Origin of the sequence: Nonomuraea sp. AD125B (genome assembly GCF_041402765.1) — a bacterium.
Classification (GTDB): Bacteria; Actinomycetota; Actinomycetes; order Streptosporangiales; family Streptosporangiaceae; genus Nonomuraea; species Nonomuraea bangladeshensis.
The window spans coordinates 55,654-69,658 of the sequence record NZ_JBGLOU010000018.1 but is presented as its reverse complement, the minus strand read 5'-3'; the positions used below and the strand labels follow the sequence as shown (position 1 = coordinate 69,658).

Genomic DNA, 14,005 nt, shown 5'->3' with positions numbered 1-14,005 from the left:
GGACCGGCCCTCCGCACGGGCTCAGGAGCCCTCTCCGCTCACCGGCCGGCCCATCCGGTAGACGGCGAGCGGACGGCACAAGGCCGTGATGTCGTCGAGAGGATCGCCGGCGACGACCAGCAGATCGGCGTCGTGGCCGGGCGCGATCATGCCCTTGCGCCCGTCCACGTGACAGGTCACCGCCGCGACCGAGGTGATCGCACGCAGCACGTCCACGGGCGCGTACCCGGCCCCGACCAGCATCTCCGCCCCGTACGGCAGCACGCCGTGCGGCTTCGGCGGGCCGACCCCCGCGTCGGTGCCGATGACGAAACGCACCCCGGCGGCGTACATGACGCTCAGCCCCTCCAGCGCGGCCGACAGCCGGGCCCGGATGCGCGGAGGCGGCGGCGGGGCGCCCGGCGCGACGCCCGCGGTGAGCGAGGCGACGACGCCGGACGCGGCCAGCCGCCGGATCAGCGCGTGGTCGAGCTCGTAGAAGTCCTCGGTGAAGAACGAGCAGTGCTCGATCGAGTCGAACCCGGCGTCCAGGGCGGCGGCGATGCCCGCCGCGCAGTGGGCGTGCCCGGTGATCGGCAGCCCGTGCGCGTGCGCCTCGCCGGCGGCGGCCCTCAGCTCGGCGGGACCGTACTGGAGGAGGTGGGAGCGGGACCCGGGCGTCATCTCGCCGCCGGTGACCATCATCTTGACGACGTGCGCGCCGCGGGCCGCCCGCTCGCGCACCGCCGCCCGCACCTCCCGCTCCCCCGCCGCCTCGCCGCCCAGGAACCAGCAGTGCCCGCGCGGCGTGGTGATGGGCGGCCCGGCGGCCAGGATCTCCGGCCCGTCGAGCCCCAGCCCGAGCTCCAGCGCCAGGTAACCGAGGTCGCCGAGGTCGCGGACGGTGGTGACCCCGGCCGCGAGCTGGTGCCTGGCGGCCTGCCGCATCCGCCCGGCGAGCCCTGGCCGCTCCAGCCCGCCGAGTACGTCGGGGCTCGCGTCGAAGGCCAGGTGGACGTGGCAGTCGATGAGGCCGGGCAGCAGCGTGGCGTCCGCCCCAAGGTCCACGACGGCGGCGCCCTCCGGCGGGTCGCCGGAGATGACGGCGGTGACGCGGCCGTTCTCGACGAGCACCACGCGGTCGCGGTGCAGGTCCCGGCCATCGAACAGGCGAGGGGCGCGGATGGCGAGCATGCCGCCAGTGTGAACCCGTTCCGCCGGCCGCGCCGGCGTTCTGTGATGGCTCGTCGCTAGTAAACGGAAATGTGCGGGTGGTCGTAGTGGTTTGCGGTCGTGCCGCCGCGGTCGGACATGGGGCGCCAGGCTCCCGTGCGTGTGTGCCAGATGCGCTGGCGGTAGATCACGTACATGATGCCGAGGCGGCGGGCGTTCTTGATGGCCCAGGCGGCGATCTGGTCGCCGCGTGCCTGCTCGGCCGCCGACGGCAGCGCGCCGCCGCGGCTCAGCATGAAGTCGCAGGCCCGGCCGAGCGGGTGCTCGCCGCCGTCCTGGATGGCGCGGTAGCAGCCGATCCCGAACGGCACCTCGAAGCGTTCCTTCACGAGCTGCCTGACCAGCGCCATGCGCGGCGTGATGTTGTCCGCCCCCTGCGGGAGCTGCGGGACGAACGTGCCGTCGGGCCGCATGCCGGGCGCCCGGTAGAGCTGGTCGATCTTGTCCTTGATGCGCTCGATCTGCTTCTCGGCCTTCTTCTTGCGCCCCTCCAGCTCGCCCAGCGTCTGGTCGAGCTCCTCCGCGCGGGCCGTGGCCTCCTCCTGCGCCCGCTGCCGGTCGTCGCGGACCTTTGCGTAGCCGCGCAGCTTGGCGTCCTGGAGTGAGACGAGATGCTGGACGAGGGCCAGGCGGCTGAGCAGCGTCTCGGGGGCCTGGCCGGAGACGAGCAGGGCGGTCTGGTTCGGCTCGGCGCCGGTGTAGTGGGCGACGGCCAGCGCGCGCAGCTCGGTGGAGTGGCGGTCGAAGACCTCCTGCGCGGCGGTCAGCTTCTCGCGGGCCGCCTTCTCGGCCTTGTCCGCCTTCTGGTGGGCGATGCGGCTGCTGTAGTAGTCGGTGATGAGCCGGTCGGAGTCCTTCTGCAGGTCGGCCAGCTCCTTCTTAAGCTGCTTGACCGTCGGCTTCGGCTCGGCCTGCGCCGGGGGCGCCCCGGCGAGGAGTCCAGCGCAGACGGCGGCGAGGACCGGACGCCACCGCACCGGTCGTCGCGGGACGCATGACCGCGGAGCGGGGGACTCAGCCGCCACACTTCTCCTTCTCCCGAACCACAGGGCCGGGCCCTCTGTCCGAGGTGTGATGGTAGAGGATCACGCGCGGCGGTATGCACTTTATGACGATTACGGGTACCCCTAGCGCGGGGGTGGAGCGCCCAACGCCCGGCGGAAGGCGTCGCGGTGCCGGGCGAGGTGCTCGTCGTCGGTCAGGTAGAAGCGGTCGTCGCCGCGTTCGAGGTGGCTCGCGAACCCGGGATGCCCGGCCGCGGCCTGCTCGCGCATGTGCCGGACGAGGTGCGCGAGCCGGGCCCGCGCGGTGTCGATGAGCGCCTCACGCCCGGCGGGATCCAGCCCGTACGCGTCCGCGAACAGCCGCAGCCTGCGCGCCTGGCCGTCAACCGGGGGCCCGTCCAGCTGGAGGGGATCGGAGAGCGGGACGAAACGGTAGGCGGCATAGGCCACGTCCCAGACCCGCGGACCAGGATGCGCGGTGTCGAAGTCGATGAACGCCACCGGCCGCCCGTCCCTGAACACGCAGTTGTACGGGGCCACGTCGCCGTGACAGATGACCTCAGCAGGGCTCACGGCCGGGAAGTACCACGTCAGTCCCGGATCCGCGGGGAAGCCGGCGGTCGCGTCGTGGAAGTCGCGCAGCAGCCTGGCGACGCCCGCCAGCACGTCGTCCGCCAGCGCCCACGCGGGCAGCGGGTAGTCGGGGACCTCGCCGGGCACGTGGTCGAGGATCTCCCGCCCCCGCTCGTCGACGCCGTGGGCGCGGGGCGCGCCCGTGAAGCCGCGCTCGGCCAGGTGGGCGAGCAGGGCGTGCACGGCCGGCGTCCAGGGGCCGGTCAGACGGCGTACGGTGTCGCCGGCCCTGACGACCCGGTTGACGCTTCCCCCGAGCAGCTCCTCCACGGCCTCTCCCCCGCCCGCGCGTACCGACGTCAGCGCGTCGGCCAGTGTGCCATGCGCCGGCCATGAGCCACCACCGGCGAGGGCGGCGGCGGGGTCAGCGGCGGGGTCAGCGGCGGGCGCCGAAGGCCACGGCGGTGGTGGAGGCGATCGTGGTGACCAGGACCACCATGACCAGGACAGAGCCCAGCGGGTTCTTGCGGCGGGCCTGCGGCGGGGCCGCGGCCTGCCTGACGCGAGCCGGCGGGGTGAGACTCGGGGTCGGTTCCGGGGTCGGCGTGGGCGGGAGCGACGCGCGGGCCGGGACGACGGGCGGCGCGCCCGGCGGGCGGGGCGTGGAAGGGAGCGTGCCGCGCTGGGAGCACTGCCCCACCTGCACGCTGCCCTCGCACACGGCCCTGGGGTAGATCGTCATCCCCGGCACGGTGACCTTGGGGATGAGGCGCCCGCCCGGCGGCCGGCCGGCGATCGACACGTGCGGAACCGGCGCCTGGCCGACCCGCACCCCCGCCACCGACCCGTCCCGCGACACCTTGCCGGCCCGCACGGCCGCACCCGTCGGGACCTTCCCCGCCCGCACCCCGGGCACGGATCTCCCGTCGGGCACCTTGCCCGTCCTCACCTGCGGCATCGCCCCGGCGCGAGGCAGTTTGCGGCCCCGCGGCCCCGGCACCGCACCGCCGACCGGGACCTTGCCGCCGCGCCCACCCGGCACGGCGCCGCCGACCGGGATCTTGCCGCCCCGGACACCGGGCACGGAGCCGCCGACCGGGACCTTGCCGTCCCGGTTGCCGGGTGCCGTAGCTCGGACATGGACCTTCCTCGCCTGCACCCCGGCGTCTGCCGCCCCGGCGGCGTGCATCGGGCCCACACCCGGGGCCTGCCCGCCTGGCAGCTCAGGCGGGTGCGCCGAGACCTGAGAGTAGGCGGCGAGCGCCGCCCCGGAGCGCGCCTCGTCGGCGACCACGGGGCCCGCGACCGCGGCGCCGAGCAGCGCGACGGCGAGCAGCGTCAACGACGCGACGCGGTACCCACCCCCCACCGGGCCCCCCTCGTCCGGGGACGCGACGCCGTGCCCATCGTCAGTACTCACATGCTCCCGCCTATCCGGGCGAACTCCTGCAGCGCCGCCTGGAAAGGCTCCGGCCCCACCGCGAGCGGGCCGTCGAAGGCGTGGGAGATGTCCCAGGTCAGGTAGACGCCGAAGCCGAGCAGGCCGCCCATGGCGAGCAACGGCAGCAGGGTGAGCCCGCGCGGCCGGGCCCCGGCCATGAAGGGGAAGACGAGCACCACGAGCCCCGTGAGGATGGTCAGGAACAGCAGGCCGTCGGGCGGCGTGGCGGCGGCGTCGGCGGCGCGCTGGGCCCGCGCGCCGGAGACGGCGCCGAGGTTGGCGAGCAGGTCGGTCTTGGCGTCCTCCTGTGCGGTGCCGCTGACCTTGAGTGCGCTGACGCGGCCGCGCAGGGCGTCCATCCGGGCGGCGCCGACCGGGTCCATGTGGCCCTGGGCCATGAGGGGCCACTCGTCGCGGACCACGAAGGTGATGTAGTCGCGCAGGGCGGAGCGGACCTGGCGGGCGTCGTCGGGAGGCAGGGCGGCGGCGGCCCAGTAGGCGTTGATCGCGGCCTGGCTCTCGGCGTGGGTGTTCTGCCGGGCGGCGTCGGCGGTGGTCCACGGCACGATGATCGCGATGGCGAACACCAGCAGGAACAGGGCCGACAGCATCGATCCGGCGTGACCGGCGGAGGGGCCGCCGGGATCTCGGTCGTCCTCCGCCCGGCGGACCTTGCGGAACAGCAGCGCGGCGAGGACCACCACACCGCCCGCCGCGAGGATCGAGAGCGCGTACGCCACCATATGATCTCCCGAAGAACTCCGGATACGCAGTGTCACATTACTATCACACCGTGCAATGATGGCGTGAGGCCCGGAAAGGTAAAGCCGTGGCAATGCGTGCGAACGTGAGTCGGTGCGAGCCGGGGGCGGCCCCGCCACTGGACGGATTGGCCGGCATGACCGGAGGCGCTGACCATTCGTCCAGCGGCGCGGTGATGTCCCGGAAATGTGTGGACCATGGGTCCGTGAATCTCAACGACCGTAAATTCGTGATGGTGAGCTCGACCGCGAGCGCGGTGGACCCGGACAGCCCGACGGAGTTCCACTACTGGGAGTCCGACGGGCTGGTGTGGGGCAGCTACACGGGCGACACCGTCATCCAGGGGCGCTTCGTGGGCACGCGTGAGGGCGAGAACGTGCAGATCTCGTACGTACACGCGTTGAAGGCGGGCGGCACGGCCGCCGGCCGGAGCAGCAGCCGCCTGGAGACCGGCGAGGACGGGCTGCTGCGCCTGGTGGAGGAGTTCAGCTTCGACGGCGACGACACGCCGCACGTGAGCGTGTGCAGGGAACTCGCCGGCTAGGAGACGCTCAGTCGTCCTTGCGCAGGGCGGCCCGGCCCTCGGCGGCGCCGACGAAGCGCATCTTGCCGAGCGGCACGTCGTCCCGCTCCTCCGAGGGGGCCGGGCGGCGTGCCTGCCGGGCGGCCTGGCGTCCGTCGCCGGGCAGCACGTACGGCCGCCGCAGCACCTCGTCCAGGATGAACACCGTCTCGGTGGCCTTGACCGCCGGGATGTTGGCCAGCCGGTCGGTGACCATGGTGTGCACGGCCGCGACGTCCGCCACCCTCACCTGGATCATGGCGTCGTGCTGGCCGGTGGTGATGGCGCAGTATTCGACCTCGGGCATCCGGGCCAGCTCGGCCCGGAACTGCTTCCACATCTGCTGGCGTACGGTCACGAAGATCAGGGCGGTGATGCCGAGCCCGGCGCGCCCGTGGTCGATCTCCGCGGTGAAGCGCTTGATCGCGCCGTCCGCGCGCAGCGCCTCGAAGCGCGTGTAGGCGTTGGCCCGGGAGATGCCCACCCGTTCGGCCAGCGCCGCGACCGAGATCCTGCCGTTCTCCCGCAGGATCTCAAGGATCTTCAAATGGATGTCGTCCAGCTCGAGACCGATGCCGATCCGTCCAGGCTGACCGCTCCCGCTGTGCCCATTTCTGGAAATTTCACTCATCATTACCTCACTGACCTTTATATACGTCTCAGCGACCGCACAGTACCTGGACGATCTGCCGCACAATCCTCGGCATCTCCCAACTGAACGTCCAGATCTTGGAGGACCTCCATGGCGACCCGCTCGCAGAAGGCGGCCGTGCTGCTCGCCGGTGCGCTGACCCTCGCCGCCTGCGGTAGCGGCGGCACGTCGTCGCAGGCCCCCGCGGACGGCGGCGGTGGCGGCGGCAAGACGCTCGTCATCGACACGTCCTTCGACCTGAAGACCGCCGACCCCGGCCGCACGTACGAGCCGACCGGCCTGATCGTCGGCAAGGCCGTCTACGAGACGCTGCTCACCTTCGACGGCGCCGACGTGACCAAGCCGGTGCCCGCGCTCGCCGAGTCGTACGAGCTGAGCGAGGACGGCAAGACGCTGACCCTGAAGCTCAAGCAGGGCTCGACCTTCGCCGACGGCTCGCCGGTCACCGCCGACGACGTGGTGTTCTCGCTGACCCGCGTGCGTGACATGAAGGGCACCCCGTCGTTCCTGCTGGACGGCGTCGAGGTGGCCAAGACCGACGACACGACGATCACGCTGACGTCGAAGGCGGCTAATCCGGCGCTGCCGTACATCCTGCCGAACCCGGCGCTCGGCATCCTCAACAGCAAGCTCGCCAAGGAGCACGGCGCGACCGCGGACGCCCAGGACAAGGCCGAGCAGTGGCTGAACTCCAGCTCCGCCGGGTCGGGCCCGTACACGATCGAGTCGTTCAACGTCAGCAGCCAGGTCACGCTCAAGGCGAACCCCAAGTACTACGGGACCAAGCCGACCTACGACAAGGTCGTGCTGCGCAACGTCGAGGCCTCCACGCAGAAGCTGAACGTCCAGCGCGGCGACAGCCAGATCGCGCTCAACCTGTCCGGCGACCAGGTCACCGGCATGCCCTCGACGCTGCAGGTGAAGAAGACCGCCTCGGCGAACGTGCTGTTCCTGCTGGCCAACCAGGACTCCTCGATCAGCAAGACCACGCCGAACCCCAAGTTCGTCGAGGCCGTGCGCAAGGGCGTCGACTACGCGGGCCTGCTGGAGCTGGCCGGCGAGGGCGCCACGCAGGCGCCGGGCATCATCCCGTCACAGCTGCTCGGCGCGCTGCCGCCGGAGCAGGCCCCCAAGCGGGACGTCGAGGGCGCCAAGGCGGCGCTCGCCGCGAGCGGCCTGTCGAACCCCACGGTGAAGCTGGAGTACCCGAGCGAGCTGACCGTGAACGGCCTGTCGTTCCAGCCGCTCGCCGAGCGCATCCAGGCCAACCTCAAGGAGGTCGGCATCACGGTGGACCTGCAGCCCGCGCCGGTGACGACCGCGCTCGACAACTACCGCAACGGCAAGGAGGAGATGGGCCTGTGGTACTGGGGCCCTGACTACCCGGACCCGAGCGACTACCTCGCCTTCCTGCCCGGCAAGACGGTCGGCCTGCGCGCCGGCTGGAAGGAAGGCACGGCCAAGGAGATCGAGGCCGCCGGCGTGAAGGCCGCCGAGGCGGTCGGCGACGAGGCCCGCAAGAGCGCCTACGCCGACATGCAGAACAAGCTCAACGCGGCCGGCCCGTTCGTCCCGCTCATCCAGGCGAGCCAGAACATCGTGACCGCCGCGTCGGTGACCGGGCTGGAGTACCACCCGGTGTGGACGGTCGACGTCGCCGACCTCGGCGCGAAGTAGATGAAGCCGGACGCGACGCGCGAGCGGACCGGGCGGCGGGTGCCCCCGCTCGCCCGGTTCCTCGTGCGCCGGGTGCTGCTCGCCGTGCTCATGGCCTGGGGCATCACGCTCATCACGTTCGTGCTGACGAACCTGGTGCCCGGCGACCCCGTGGCGGCCAACCTGGGCCAGCGGGCGCTCGGCGACCCGGCCATCGTGGCGCAGTGGCGGGCCGAGCACGGCCTGGACAAGCCGCTCTGGCAGCAGTACCTCCTGCACCTGCAGGGCCTGCTGCACGGCGACTTCGGCACCAGCCAGCAGAGCCACCGGCCGGTCGCCGCCGACCTCGCCGAGTTCGTGCCGGCGACGCTGGAGCTGGCCGGCGCGGCGATCCTGGTGTCGCTGGTGCTGGGCGTGGCCTTCGGCGTGGTCGCCGCGCTGCGCAGGGACCGCCTCGCCGACCACACGCTGCGCGTGGTCAGCCTCATCGGCATCTCGGTGCCGACGTTCTGGCTGGCGCTGATGGCGTTCTACGTGTTCTTCTACCGCCTGCAGATCACCCCCGGCAGCGGCCGGGTGGACGTGGCGCTCGGCTCGGCCCCGCCGGTGACCGGGCTGCAGACGGTGGACGCGCTGCTCGCCGGCCGGTGGGACATCTTCGCCTCCGCCGCCGGGCACCTGGTCACCCCCGCCCTGGTGCTGGCGCTCTACACGATCGGCCTGCTCACCCGCTTCACCCGCTCGGCGGTGCTGGAGGTGCTGGGACAGGACTACGTGCGGGCCGCCCGCGCGAAGGGCCTGCCCGGCCGGGTGATCCTCTTCCGTTACGTGCTGCGCTCGGCCCTGGTGCCGATCATCACGGTGGCGGGCCTCGCCTTCGGCTCCCTGCTGTCCGGCACGGTGCTGGTCGAGGCGATCTTCGCCTGGCCCGGCATCGGCCAGTACGCGTACAAGAGCGCGACCACCCTCGACCTGCCCGCCGTCATGGGCGTCGGCCTGGTCGTGGGCGTCGTCTACCTGGCCATCAACCTGGTCGTGGACGTCCTGTACGGCGTCATCGACCCCCGAGTGAGGTTGCAATGAGACGCGCGAGCCTCCTCGCGAGGCTGCCCGAGGCGTGGCGGCAGCCGCTGGCCGTCAGCGGCGCGGTGCTGGCCGCGATCTGGCTGGTCGTGGTGCTGGCCGCGCCGCTGCTGGCCCCGCACGACCCGCTCGCCCAGGACCTGCCCAGGCTGGCCCCGCCGGGACCCGGGCACTGGTTCGGCACCGACCAGCTCGGCCGCGACATCCTCAGCCGCGTCCTCTACGGCGCGCGGGTGTCGATCCCGCTGACGCTGCTGCTGGTGGTGCTGTCGGTGGCGATCGGCGGCCTGCTGGGCGCCTGCGCGGGCTACTTCGGCCGCTGGGCCGACGAGACGATCATGCGGGTGGCGGACCTCGTGTTCGCGTTCCCGACGGTGATCCTCGCCATGGTGGTGGCGGCCGCGCTCGGCGCGAGCCTCGCCAACGCGGTGCTGGCGGTGCTGGTCGTCGCCTGGCCCTCCTACGCCCGCGTCACGCGCGGGCTGGTGCTGGGGATCCGCGAGCGGGAGTTCGTGCTGAGCGGGCGGCTGCTGGGCTTCTCGGTGTGGCGCTCGCTGCGGGTGGACGTGCTGCCGAACATCACCGGCCCCGTGCTGGTGCTGGCCACCCTGGACATCGGCACGGCGCTGCTGCTGCTGTCGGGCCTGTCGTTCCTGGGGCTCGGGGCCAAGCCGCCGTCCCCGGAGTGGGGGGCGATGGTGGCCTCCGGCGTCGAGGTGTTCGACAGCTGGTGGGTGGCGACGTTCCCCGGACTCGCGATCCTGACGGTGGTGCTGGCGTTCAACTTCCTCGGCGACACCCTGCGTGACGCGCTCGACCCGCGTACCGCCCGTGCGATCAAGGAGCGTGCGCTGTGACGGCACTCGACATCGCCGGGCTCAAGGTGACGATCGGCGGGCGGGACGTGCTGCGCGGCGTGGACCTGCGGCTGGAGCCCGGCAAGGTGCACGGCCTGGCCGGCGAGAGCGGGTCGGGCAAGACCATGACGGGCCTCGCGGTGCTGGGGCTGCTGCCGCACGGCTCGCGCGCCACCGGGGCGATCCGGCTCGGCGGGCGCGACCTGCTGACGCTGCCGCCCAAGGAGCTCAACAAGGTACGCGGCGGCGAGGTGGCCATGGTCTTCCAGGACCCGGCCACCAGCCTGCACCCCATGCTGACCGTCGGCCGGCAGCTCACCGAGCACATGCGCCACCACCTCGGGCTCGGCAAGGCCGAGGCGCGGGCGCGGGCCGTGGAGCTGCTCGGCAAGGTCCGCATCCCGGGCGCCGAGGAGGCCTACCGGCGCTATCCCCACCAGTTCTCCGGCGGCATGCGGCAGCGCATCGCCATCGCCGTGGCGCTGGCCTGCTCGCCGAAGGTGCTGATCGCCGACGAGCCGACGACCGCGCTCGACGTGACCGTGCAGGCCGGCGTGCTGCGCCTGCTGCGCGGCCTGTGCGACGAGCTGGGCCTCGCGGTGCTGCTGGTCACCCACGACCTCGGCGTCATGTCGGCGGTCGCCGACGAGGTGAGCGTGATGAAGGACGGCCTGGTCGTGGAGTCCGGGCCGCGGGTCCGGGTGCTGCGCAGGCCGGAGCACCCCTACACCCGGTCCCTGCTGGAGTCCCTGCCCGACGCGGAGGTGCGATGACCCCCCAGCCCACGACTGCGCCCACGACAGCTCCCCTGCTGACGGTGGACGACCTGGTCGTCGAGCACCGCACCTCCGGCCGGCCTCCGGTGCGTGCCGTGGCGGGCGCGAGCCTGCGGGTCGGCCCCGGCGAGGTCGTGGGGCTGGTCGGCGAGTCCGGGTGCGGCAAGTCCACGCTGGCGCGGGCGGTGTGCGGGCTCGGCCCGGTCAGCGGCGGGTCGATCACCTTCGAAGGTGAGCCGGTCACGCCGCTCGGGCTGCGCCGGCGGCGGCACACCAGCGTGCAGATGGTGTTCCAGGATCCGTACACGTCGCTGAACCCGCGGCGCCGGGTCGGCGACCAGATCGCCGACGGGCTGCGGACCGCGGGCGACACCACCACCTCCCCCGCCGACCTGCTGGAACGGGTGGGGCTGCCGCGCGAGTTCGCGAGCCGGCACCCGCACGAGTTCTCCGGCGGGCAGCGGCAGCGGGTGGCGATCGCGCGGGCGCTGGCCGCCCGGCCGCGGCTGCTGATCGGCGACGAGCCCATCTCGGCGCTGGACGCCTCCGCGCAGGCGCAGGTGGCCAGGCTCATGCGCGACCTCGCCGTGGAGTCGGGCGCGGGGCTGCTGTTCATCAGCCACGACCTGTCCGTGGTGCGGCTGATCGCCGACCGGGTGGCCGTCATGTACCTGGGGCGGATCGTCGAGATCGGACGCACCGAGGAGGTGTGGGCCGAGCCGCGGCACCCGTACACGAAGGCGCTGCTGGCGGCCATCCCGCATCCCGACGGGATGGGCGTGCTGCCCGCGGAGCTGCCCGGCGACGTGCCGGACCCGGCCGCGCCGCCCGCGGGATGCCGCTTCCATCCGCGCTGCCCGCTGGTCATGGACCGGTGCCGGGAGGAGGACCCGGCGTTCGGGCCGGTCGCCTGCTGGCTGCACGAGCCGAAGTGACGCCGCTGCCGGAGGCCGGGCGGGCGGCCAGGCTGGCCGCCGCCCGCGCCGCGATGGCAGCTGCCGGGGTGGACGCCTTAGTGCTGCGGCCCTCGCCGGACTTCCGCTTCCTCGGCGGCCGGGACGGTGCCGGTTTCCTCGTCGTGACGGGGGACGCGGCCGTCGAGACCGGCGACCCGGCCGCGCTGGTGCCCCCGGGCGCGCGGCGGGTCGGGGTGGACCCGGAGATGCGGGTGCGCGAGCTGTTCGGCATGACGATCGAGGCCGAGCTGGTGCCCGCGTCGGCGGTGCTCGCGCCGCTGCGGCTGCGCAAGGAGCCGCACGAGGTGGCCGCCGTCGAGCGGGCGGCGCTGCGGGCCGAGGAGGTGCTGCGGCAGGCGCGCGAGCTGGCCTGGTTCGGCGCGACCGAGCGGGCGATGGCCGCCCGGCTGCGGCTGCTGGCGCTGGAGTCGGGCTGCGAGGAGGTGCTGGCGCTGCGCGTGGCGGCCGGCGAGCACACGGCCAGGCCCGCGCATCTGCCGGGCGGCCGGGTCATCAACCCCGGGGACGCGCTGGCGGTGTCGGTGTGCGGCCGGTGGGGCGGCTACTGCGCGGAGGTCGCGCGGGTGTTCGCGGTCGCCGAGCCGCCGGAGGACTTCGAGGCCATGTACACGGTGGTGGTGGCCGCCCACCGGGCCGGGCTGGCGGCGGCCGGGCCGCCCGCGCCCGCCCGCGCCGTCGCCCGGGCCGTCGGCGAGGTCATCGACGCCAGCGGCTACGGCCGCTTCGCCGCCGCGCACGCCGGGCGCGGCGTCGGCCTCGGCCCCGAGGAGGGGCCGTGGCTGGGCGAGGACACGCCGCTCGCGGCCGGCATGACGCTCTGTCTGGAGCCGGCGATCTACGTGCCCGACCTGTTCGGCGCCCGGGTGGCGGACGTCGTGGCGTGTACGGACTCCGGGCCGCTGGTGCTGAGCGGCGGGCCGCCGCCGCTCCAGGTGCTCGACCGGTGACGGGGTAGCGCGGATCGCCCGATCCGGGACCAACGGCCTCAAGATCGGGACCCTTCGGCCCAGGTGCGCGCCCGCCCCGATGCCCGAGGCTGGCAGCCATGAGCACCGAGGCACGGAGCAGGTCGCGCGAGCTGCGCGAGGCCCGCGCCGCCGCCGGGCGGCGCAGGAGGAGACGGATCCACCTGGTCGCGATCGGCGGCGGTCTGATCATCGCTGGACTGGTGGTGGCGATCGTGATCGCCCTCGTGAACGCGGCGGGGAGCACGTCCTCCCCCGCCGCGGGGTCCGGCCCGGCCCCTGCCATCGCGACGACGGGCGGCGCGCTCGCGCTCGGCCGCGCCGACGCGCCGGTGAAACTGGAGGTCTACCTCGACTACATGTGCCCGTTCTGCGGGCGCTTCGAGACGGCCAACGGCGCCGAGGTGGCGCGGCTGGTCGAGGCCGGCGCCGTACGGCTGGAGCTGCACCCGCTGGCCTTCCTCGACCAGGCGAGCAGCGGCACCCGCTACTCCACGCGGGCCGCGAACGCCGTCGCCACGGTCGCCGACCGCGCGCCGGAGAAGGTCCTGGCGTTCAGCGCGGCCCTGTTCGCGTACCAGCCGGCCGAGGGCGGCGAGGGGCTCACCGACGAGCGGATCGCCGAGCTGGCGCGCGGGGCCGGGGTGCCCGCGGACGTGGTGACCGCCTTCGGGCAGCGGACCTTCGAGGCGTGGGCGGCCTCCGCGACGCGGGCGGCGTTCGCGTCGGGCGTCACCGGCACGCCGGCCGTCCGGATCGACGGGAAGGCGTTCCAGGGCGATCTTTACACCGCCGGACCCCTCAACGAGGCGCTGACGGCGGCGGCCCGGTGACCAGCCCCACGATCGGCGTGCTCCCCCGGCTGCACGCGTTGCGGCACTCGAACGGCTGGCTCTACGGCACCATGCTCCTGTCGGCGTGCCTCAGCCTGACCGCGTCGTTCGTGCTGTCGGTGGACGCGCTGCGGCTGGCCGCCGACCCGGCCGCCGACCTGTCCTGCGACATCAACAGCGTGGTGAGCTGTGGCACGGTCGGCAGCTCGTGGCAGGCCCACCTGTTCGGCTTCCCCAACGCCTTCCTCGGGCTGGTCTGCGAGCCGGTCGTCATCACGATCGCGACGGCCGCGCTCGGCGGGGCGCGCTTCCCGCGCTGGTTCATGTGCGCGGCGCAGGTGGTCTACACGCTCGGGCTGGTGTTCGCGTACTGGCTGCTGTCGCAGTCGATGTACGTCATCGGCGCGCTGTGCCCGTGGTGCCTGCTGGTGACCGTCTCGACGACGCTCGTGTGGTCCACGCTGACGCACGTGAACATCCGCGACGGCAACCTGTACCTGCCCCGCCGCGCGCAGGGGGCGCTGCGCCGGGCCGTCGCCGCCGACCTCGACGCGCTGGCCGTGACGATCTGGCTCCTCGCGCTGACGCTGCTGATCGTGCTGAGGTACGGGCCCGCCCTGTTCGCCTGACCCGCCTCGGCTACGCTGGTTCG

General features: G+C 73.5%; 15 protein-coding genes. 9 read left to right on the top strand and 6 right to left on the bottom strand.

The window, feature by feature from the left end:
* Nucleotides 1-21: 21 nt before the first annotated feature.
* From ACBR40_RS37855 to ACBR40_RS37835, 5 genes are all read right to left on the bottom strand, one after another.
* On the bottom strand, nt 22-1,173 hold the full coding sequence (locus tag ACBR40_RS37855; RefSeq protein ID WP_371251814.1) for an amidohydrolase family protein: 1,152 nt from the start codon (nt 1,171-1,173) through the stop codon (nt 22-24).
* A gap of 56 nt (nt 1,174-1,229) precedes the next feature.
* Nucleotides 1,230-2,189: a hypothetical protein gene (locus ACBR40_RS37850; protein WP_364456268.1), complete on the bottom strand. Its 960-nt coding sequence runs from the start codon at nt 2,187-2,189 to the stop codon at nt 1,230-1,232.
* A 150-nt stretch (nt 2,190-2,339) separates the two neighbouring features.
* Nucleotides 2,340-3,119 carry a phosphotransferase enzyme family protein gene (locus ACBR40_RS37845; protein ID WP_371251813.1) on the bottom strand — a complete coding sequence of 260 codons (780 nt, stop codon included), beginning with the start codon at nt 3,117-3,119 and terminating at the stop codon, nt 2,340-2,342.
* 106 nt (nt 3,120-3,225) lie between these two features.
* Nucleotides 3,226-4,158: a hypothetical protein gene (locus ACBR40_RS37840; protein WP_371251812.1), complete on the bottom strand. Its 933-nt coding sequence runs from the start codon at nt 4,156-4,158 to the stop codon at nt 3,226-3,228.
* A gap of 47 nt (nt 4,159-4,205) precedes the next feature.
* A complete protein-coding gene (locus ACBR40_RS37835; RefSeq protein WP_344206052.1) occupies nt 4,206-4,973 on the bottom strand; it encodes a hypothetical protein in 768 nt (255 codons plus the stop codon).
* 224 nt (nt 4,974-5,197) lie between these two features.
* Here ACBR40_RS37835 and ACBR40_RS37830 point away from each other — a divergent pair, with 224 nt between their 5' ends.
* Complete coding sequence (locus ACBR40_RS37830; RefSeq protein ID WP_344206051.1) at nt 5,198-5,536, top strand: hypothetical protein; 339 nt, start codon at nt 5,198-5,200, stop codon at nt 5,534-5,536.
* A gap of 7 nt (nt 5,537-5,543) precedes the next feature.
* On the opposite strand, the gene ACBR40_RS37825 is transcribed toward ACBR40_RS37830, so the two are convergent.
* Nucleotides 5,544-6,185, bottom strand: coding sequence for an Lrp/AsnC family transcriptional regulator (locus ACBR40_RS37825; RefSeq protein WP_371251811.1), 642 nt, complete (start codon nt 6,183-6,185; stop codon nt 5,544-5,546).
* Between the two features lie 111 nt (nt 6,186-6,296).
* Between ACBR40_RS37825 and ACBR40_RS37820 the strand changes: the two genes are divergently transcribed.
* From ACBR40_RS37820 to ACBR40_RS37785, 8 genes are all read left to right on the top strand, one after another.
* On the top strand, nt 6,297-7,883 hold the full coding sequence (locus ACBR40_RS37820) for an ABC transporter substrate-binding protein (RefSeq protein ID WP_371251810.1): 1,587 nt from the start codon (nt 6,297-6,299) through the stop codon (nt 7,881-7,883).
* Entirely contained in the window at nt 7,884-8,945 is a 1,062-nt protein-coding gene (locus ACBR40_RS37815) for an ABC transporter permease (protein ID WP_371251809.1), read from the top strand. It begins immediately after the preceding gene.
* Nucleotides 8,942-9,802 (top strand): ABC transporter permease, encoded by an 861-nt coding sequence (locus tag ACBR40_RS37810; RefSeq protein WP_344206046.1) that lies wholly within the window; start codon nt 8,942-8,944, stop codon nt 9,800-9,802. Before ACBR40_RS37815 ends, ACBR40_RS37810 begins: the two co-directional genes overlap by 4 nt.
* A complete protein-coding gene (locus ACBR40_RS37805; RefSeq protein WP_344206045.1) occupies nt 9,799-10,575 on the top strand; it encodes an ABC transporter ATP-binding protein in 777 nt (258 codons plus the stop codon). The genes ACBR40_RS37810 and ACBR40_RS37805 overlap by 4 nt, the downstream gene beginning before the upstream one ends.
* The gene (locus tag ACBR40_RS37800) at nt 10,572-11,513 is read left to right on the top strand and encodes an ABC transporter ATP-binding protein (RefSeq protein WP_371251808.1); all 942 of its coding nucleotides are present in this window, start codon (nt 10,572-10,574) and stop codon (nt 11,511-11,513) included. The genes ACBR40_RS37805 and ACBR40_RS37800 overlap by 4 nt, the downstream gene beginning before the upstream one ends.
* Complete coding sequence (locus ACBR40_RS37795) at nt 11,510-12,502, top strand: M24 family metallopeptidase (RefSeq protein ID WP_371251807.1); 993 nt, start codon at nt 11,510-11,512, stop codon at nt 12,500-12,502. Before ACBR40_RS37800 ends, ACBR40_RS37795 begins: the two co-directional genes overlap by 4 nt.
* 98 nt (nt 12,503-12,600) lie before the next feature.
* A complete protein-coding gene (locus tag ACBR40_RS37790; protein WP_371251806.1) occupies nt 12,601-13,353 on the top strand; it encodes a DsbA family protein in 753 nt (250 codons plus the stop codon).
* Nucleotides 13,350-13,982 (top strand): vitamin K epoxide reductase family protein, encoded by a 633-nt coding sequence (locus ACBR40_RS37785; RefSeq protein WP_371251805.1) that lies wholly within the window; start codon nt 13,350-13,352, stop codon nt 13,980-13,982. The genes ACBR40_RS37790 and ACBR40_RS37785 overlap by 4 nt, the downstream gene beginning before the upstream one ends.
* The last annotated feature ends 23 nt before the right edge of the window (nt 13,983-14,005 follow it).

Excerpts from the sequence above, each read along its gene's own strand:
- ACBR40_RS37790 (WP_371251806.1), top strand. The coding sequence starts at position 12,601 with ATGAGCACCGAGGCACGGAGCAGGTCGCGCGAGCTGCGCGAGGCCCGC.
- ACBR40_RS37855 (WP_371251814.1), bottom strand. The coding sequence starts at position 1,173 with ATGCTCGCCATCCGCGCCCCTCGCCTGTTCGATGGCCGGGACCTGCAC.
- ACBR40_RS37810 (WP_344206046.1), top strand. The coding sequence starts at position 8,942 with ATGAGACGCGCGAGCCTCCTCGCGAGGCTGCCCGAGGCGTGGCGGCAG.
- ACBR40_RS37815 (WP_371251809.1), top strand. The coding sequence starts at position 7,884 with ATGAAGCCGGACGCGACGCGCGAGCGGACCGGGCGGCGGGTGCCCCCG.
- ACBR40_RS37820 (WP_371251810.1), top strand. The coding sequence starts at position 6,297 with ATGGCGACCCGCTCGCAGAAGGCGGCCGTGCTGCTCGCCGGTGCGCTG.
- ACBR40_RS37825 (WP_371251811.1), bottom strand. The coding sequence starts at position 6,185 with ATGAGTGAAATTTCCAGAAATGGGCACAGCGGGAGCGGTCAGCCTGGA.
- ACBR40_RS37800 (WP_371251808.1), top strand. The coding sequence starts at position 10,572 with ATGACCCCCCAGCCCACGACTGCGCCCACGACAGCTCCCCTGCTGACG.
- ACBR40_RS37835 (WP_344206052.1), bottom strand. The coding sequence starts at position 4,973 with ATGGTGGCGTACGCGCTCTCGATCCTCGCGGCGGGCGGTGTGGTGGTC.